Here is a 4,787-nt window from a genome sequence, read left to right as displayed (position 1 = left end):
CTGATCACCCGCGAACCCTGACGGGCCGGGCGTCCTCTCCCGAGACGCCGGGCCCGACTGTTGCCGGGCGCGACCAGGACTCGCGCGGGGGCTCCCCCGAGCCCCGCGCGGCTGTGCGCCCGTTCCCCGTCCCCCGACGGGTGTCTGTGGACCGGTCAGGCCACCAGCTCGCCGAAGGCGCGGCTGGTGTCGCCGGTGCGGTTGAGCTGCTCGTCCTCGCGCAGCCGGCGCAGCGCGCGCCAGATGCTGGACTTCACGGTGCCGACGCTGATGTCCAGGATGTCGGCGATCTCCGGGTCGGTGCGGCCCTCGTAGTAGCGGAGCACCAGCATGGTCCGCTGGTTCTCCGGCAGCTTGGCCAGCGCCTGCCAGAGCACGGCGCGCAGCTCGGTGCCGCCCATCGCGTCGGTGTCGCCGACGGTCTCCGGCAGCTCCTCGGTCGGGTACTCGTTCAGCTTGCGCCGACGCCAGGCCGAGATGTGCAGGTTGGTCATGGTGCGCCGCAGGTAGCCCCCCACCGCGGCCTTGTCGGTGATCCGGCCCCAGGCCCGGTAGGTGGAGAACAGTGCGGTCTGCAGCAGGTCCTCGGCCTCGAACCGGTCGCCGGTCAGGTGGTACGCCGTGGCGTACAGGGAGGCGCGGCGCTCGCGCACGTACGCGGTGAACTCCGTGAGGTGGTCCACCTCGGCGGCCGAGTGCTCCCCCTGCGCGCCTCCCTGTCCGACGGCCGGGAGGCGGTCCTCGACCGGCACCAGCCGGAAGACGGTCGCCCCCTTGGCGGCCCCGTGGCTCCTGCTCACCGCTCCCCTGCGGCCCCCCGAGCAGTTCTCGACCCGACCGCGCGGCGATGAGCACTGCGCGTCCCAGATCTTCTGGGTCTCGAGCATTGCGTTCATCGTGCGCCCCCTTGGCCGGTTCGAGCGGGTCCTTTCGGTGTCCCGCTCGGGCCCTGACCTGCGGCCTCGTCGCGGTGACAAGGAAAATCCTGCCCGCCGCCCGTCATGGCGGTGTCCGGCGACTGTCACAGCGGTGTCACAAGGCGGGGGACCTTGGTCCCGCACCGCCCCCGACAGCCCTGACGCCGACCGCAGCTCGGACGGTTCCCGGGGACCCACCCGGTGAGCCAGAATGACCGGGTGCCTTTCCTGCTTCTGATCGAGGACGACGACGCCATCCGGACCGGCCTCGAACTCGCCCTCACCCGCCAGGGTCACCGTGTGGCCACCGCTGCCTCCGGCGAGGACGGCCTGCGGCTGTTCAAGGAGCAGCGGCCCGACCTGATCGTGCTGGACGTGATGCTGCCCGGCATCGACGGCTTCGAGGTCTGCCGCCGGATCCGCCGCACCGACCAGCTGCCGATCATCCTGCTGACCGCCCGCTCGGACGACATCGACGTGGTGGTGGGCCTCGAGTCGGGGGCCGACGACTACGTGGTCAAGCCGGTGCAGCCGCGGGTGCTGGACGCCCGGATCCGCGCCGTGCTGCGCCGCGGCGAGCGGGAGAACTCGGACTCCTCCGCCTTCGGCTCGGTGGTCATCGACCGCTCGGCGATGACCGTCACCAAGGACGGCCTGGACCTCCAGCTCACCCCGACCGAGCTGCGCCTGCTGCTGGAGCTCAGCCGCCGGCCCGGCCAGGCGCTCTCCCGCCAGCAGCTGCTGCGGCTGGTGTGGGAGCACGACTACCTGGGCGACTCCCGGCTGGTGGACGCCTGCGTGCAGCGGCTGCGGGCCAAGGTGGAGGACGTGCCCTCGGCCCCCACCCTGATCCGCACGGTCCGCGGGGTCGGCTATCGTCTGGACCCGCCCGCCTGAGGAGCAGGCCCCGACGGAATGGCTGACCTGACGACGTGACTGACCACCAGAACGCCCGCGGCCTGCTGACCCTGCTCGGACGGCGGCTGCGGCTGAGCTCGCTGCGGGTGCGGCTGGTCGCGGTGTTCGCCGTGGTCGCGCTGACCGCGGCCGTCTCCGCCTCCGGGATCGCCTACTGGCTCAACCGCGACGCGGTGCTCAAGCGCGCCCAGGACACCGCGCTCAAGGACTTCCGGGTCTCGCTGAGCCGCAACGTCTCGGCGCTGCCGCTGGGCGCGAGCTGCCCGGCCCTGGCGCAGCTGGCCAACGACGTGGCGAGCTCGGGCCTGGGCTACACCGTGGTGGTGGTGGACGAGGCGCACCCCGACTGCACCGCCACCTCCGACCCGCGGTTCACCGCCGCCCAGGTGCCGCACGCCCTGGTCACCGCGGTGGGCCAGCCGCGCCCGGTCGGCGACGGCAACCCGTACGCCTACCACCTGTACTGGCAGCGGGTGAACCTGGCCGGCGAGCCCTACGTGGTCGGCGGCACCAAGGTGGTCCCGACCGGCCCGACCGCCTACATGTTCAAGTCGCTGGACAACGAGCGGGCCGACCTGGACACCCTGGGCTGGTCGCTGGCGGTGGCCACCCTGCTGGCGCTGATCGCGGCGACCCTGCTGGCCCAGGCCGCGTCCGCCACCGTGCTCCGCCCGGTCCGTCAGCTCGCCGACGCCGCCCGGCGGTTGGGCGAGGGCAAGCTGGACACCCGGCTCGCCGTCAGCGGCGCCGACGAACTGGCCGACCTGGCCCGGACCTTCAACAGCACCGCCGAGGCGCTGGCCGGGCAGGTCGAGGAGCTGAGCGCCCGGGAGGCGCAGAGCCGCCGCTTCGTGGCCGACATGTCGCACGAACTGCGCACGCCGCTGACCGCGATGACCGCCGTCACCGACATCCTGGAGGACGAGGCGGACGCGCTGGACCCGATGATCGAACCAGCCGTGCGCCTGGTGGTCAGCGAGACCCGCCGGCTCTCCGACCTGGTGGAGAACCTGATGGAGGTGACCCGGTTCGACGCCGGCACCGCCAAGCTGGTCGCCGACGAGGTGGACATCGCCGACCTGATCATGTCCTGCATCGACGGCCGGGCCTGGTACGACGCGGTCGAGCTGGACGCCCCGCGCGGGGTGCGCGCCATGGTCGACCCGCGCCGGCTGGACGTGGTGTTCGCCAACCTGATCGGGAACGCGCTCAAGCACGGCGGCTCGCCGGTGCGGGTCCAGGTGGTCCAGGAGCCGGACGCGGTGGTGGTGCGGGTCAGCGACAGCGGCCCGGGCATCCCGCCGGAGGTGCTGCCGCACGTCTTCGACCGCTTCTACAAGGCCGACAAGGGCCGGGCCCGCTCCGAGGGCAGCGGCCTGGGCCTGTCCATCGCGATGGCCAACGCCCAGATCCACGGCGGCACCATCACCGCCGCCAACGCGCCGCAGGGCGGCGCGGTGTTCACCCTCCGGCTGCCGCTGAAGCCGACGCCACCGCCGGGGGCCGGCCCGACCGGGCCACGACCGAACGGAGGCGGGGACCTTGGCTGAGCCCCGAACCGCACACCGCCGAACCGCACACCGCCGGACCGCGCTCGCCGGGGCGGTGGGGCTGCTGGCCCTGCTCGCCACCGGCTGCGGGATCCGGCCCACCGCCGTGCCGGTGGACGCCGGCGCCCCCGCCAGCCGGACCGCCTGCCCGAGCCCGGTGCACCCGCCCGCGGCGCCGGCCAGCCCCGCGGTCGGCGCGATGAAGGGCACCGGCCGCCCGTTCGCCGACCTCACCGCGACCCCGACCCCGGCCCCGTCCGCCCCGGGCGGCAGCCTGTTCAGCGCCCAGCCCACGCCGGTCCCGAGCCCGAGCGGCACCCTGCGCTGCGAGTGACGGCGCCCGGGGGGCGCTGAGCCGTTCGGGTGCCCCTGGAACCGTCCGGCGGGACCGACGCGTCCTGGGTGACGTGCAGCGAGATGGCACCGGCAGGCGCGCAGCGCGCGACGGGATGCGGATCGACGATCGACGGCAGGGGCGGGCGGCCCCGCCGGACGGCGGCGCTCCGTCCGCCCCGTGGGCGGCCGCCGTACGGCCGGCGGAGCGCGAGGCCCCGCAGCCCGCGCTGCGCTCGCTCGGGCTGGTGCTGCTGGGGTGCTACTTCCTGCTGCTCGGTTGGCTGGCGCTGCGCCAGGAGCCGACCGCCTGGGCCTACGACGCCAACCTGACCCCGTTCGCCTCGGTGCAGCGCTCGCTGGCCGACGGCGACCTGCGCCAACTGCTCGGCGCGCTGGCCCTGACCGCCCCGCTGGGCGTGCTGGTGCCGCTGGCCGGCGGCCGGCTGCGCACCGCCTGGTTCCCGTCCTTCGTGCACGCGGTGGCCTGCGCCGCGCTGGTGGCCACCGGCGTCGAGGGGGTGCGCACCGTGCTCGGCGGCCAGGTGCTGAACGTGGACGACGTCCTGCTCGGGGTGATCGGCGCCGCGTTGGCCCACCTGCTGGTGGTCCCGATCGGCCGGGCCGCGCTGCGCTCCCGCACCGCACCGCGGCCCCGTCCGGCGCCCGTTCCCCTCCGGGACGACCCTGAGCCGGACCCGCAGGTCCGGGTCGGCCGCCCCGGTGAGACTCCGGGGTCGCGGATCGGCATCCGGGCGGACGCCTGAGGGTGCCGTGCGGGCGGAGCATGGAGCTGTCAGCAGGTCACCGAACCCCGCAGGAGCAGGCCATGCGCACCCTTGCCCGTCCCCGTCACAACCGCCTGATCGCCGGCGTCTGCGCCGGGGTGGCCGAGCGCTTCGGCCTGGAGCCGTGGACCGTGCGGCTGATCTTCCTGGTCTCGCTGCTGCTGCCGGGCCCGCAGTTCCTGCTCTACCTGGCGCTCTGGCTTCTGCTCCCGCAGGAGCCCTGACCCCGTGCACGGCACAGGGCGCGGACCCCGGACATCCGGGACCCGCGCCCTGTGCCG

The 4,787-nt window shown here is 74.5% G+C and carries 6 protein-coding genes; 5 read left to right on the top strand and 1 reads right to left on the bottom strand.

All coding sequences use genetic code 11. The annotated features are described in order from the left end of the window. Positions 1 to 155 precede the first annotated feature (155 nt). Positions 156 to 887: a SigE family RNA polymerase sigma factor gene (locus ACFW1A_RS38715; RefSeq protein ID WP_380418074.1), complete on the bottom strand. Its 732-nt coding sequence runs from the start codon at positions 885 to 887 to the stop codon at positions 156 to 158. A gap of 249 nt (positions 888 to 1,136) precedes the next feature. Here ACFW1A_RS38715 and ACFW1A_RS38710 point away from each other — a divergent pair, with 249 nt between their 5' ends. The 5 genes from ACFW1A_RS38710 (at position 1,137) to ACFW1A_RS38690 (ending at position 4,730) form a co-directional block, all read left to right on the top strand. Then, positions 1,137 to 1,814 (top strand): response regulator, encoded by a 678-nt coding sequence (locus tag ACFW1A_RS38710; protein ID WP_380418072.1) that lies wholly within the window; start codon positions 1,137 to 1,139, stop codon positions 1,812 to 1,814. A 35-nt stretch (positions 1,815 to 1,849) separates the two neighbouring features. Beyond that, positions 1,850 to 3,385, top strand: a complete 1,536-nt coding sequence (locus tag ACFW1A_RS38705) for an ATP-binding protein (RefSeq protein ID WP_380418070.1) — start codon at positions 1,850 to 1,852, stop codon at positions 3,383 to 3,385. Further along, a complete protein-coding gene (locus tag ACFW1A_RS38700; protein ID WP_380418068.1) occupies positions 3,378 to 3,719 on the top strand; it encodes a hypothetical protein in 342 nt (113 codons plus the stop codon). The genes ACFW1A_RS38705 and ACFW1A_RS38700 overlap by 8 nt, the downstream gene beginning before the upstream one ends. A 115-nt stretch (positions 3,720 to 3,834) precedes the next feature. Next, the gene (locus ACFW1A_RS38695) at positions 3,835 to 4,485 is read left to right on the top strand and encodes a VanZ family protein (protein WP_380418066.1); all 651 of its coding nucleotides are present in this window, start codon (positions 3,835 to 3,837) and stop codon (positions 4,483 to 4,485) included. Positions 4,486 to 4,547: 62 nt separating this feature from the next. Next, entirely contained in the window at positions 4,548 to 4,730 is a 183-nt protein-coding gene (locus tag ACFW1A_RS38690; RefSeq protein WP_380418064.1) for a PspC domain-containing protein, read from the top strand. Positions 4,731 to 4,787 lie beyond the last annotated feature (57 nt).

This window comes from Kitasatospora sp. NPDC058965 (assembly GCF_042741245.1).
Classification (GTDB): domain Bacteria; phylum Actinomycetota; class Actinomycetes; order Streptomycetales; family Streptomycetaceae; genus Kitasatospora.
The sequence above is the reverse complement of the archived record's forward strand: the minus strand, read 5'-3'. Positions and strand labels throughout refer to the sequence as shown.

Coding starts and splice junctions, on each gene's coding strand:
- ACFW1A_RS38715 (WP_380418074.1), bottom strand. CDS start 887: ATGCTCGAGACCCAGAAGATCTGGGACGCGCAGTGCTCATCGCCGCGC.
- ACFW1A_RS38690 (WP_380418064.1), top strand. CDS start 4,548: ATGCGCACCCTTGCCCGTCCCCGTCACAACCGCCTGATCGCCGGCGTC.
- ACFW1A_RS38695 (WP_380418066.1), top strand. CDS start 3,835: ATGCGGATCGACGATCGACGGCAGGGGCGGGCGGCCCCGCCGGACGGC.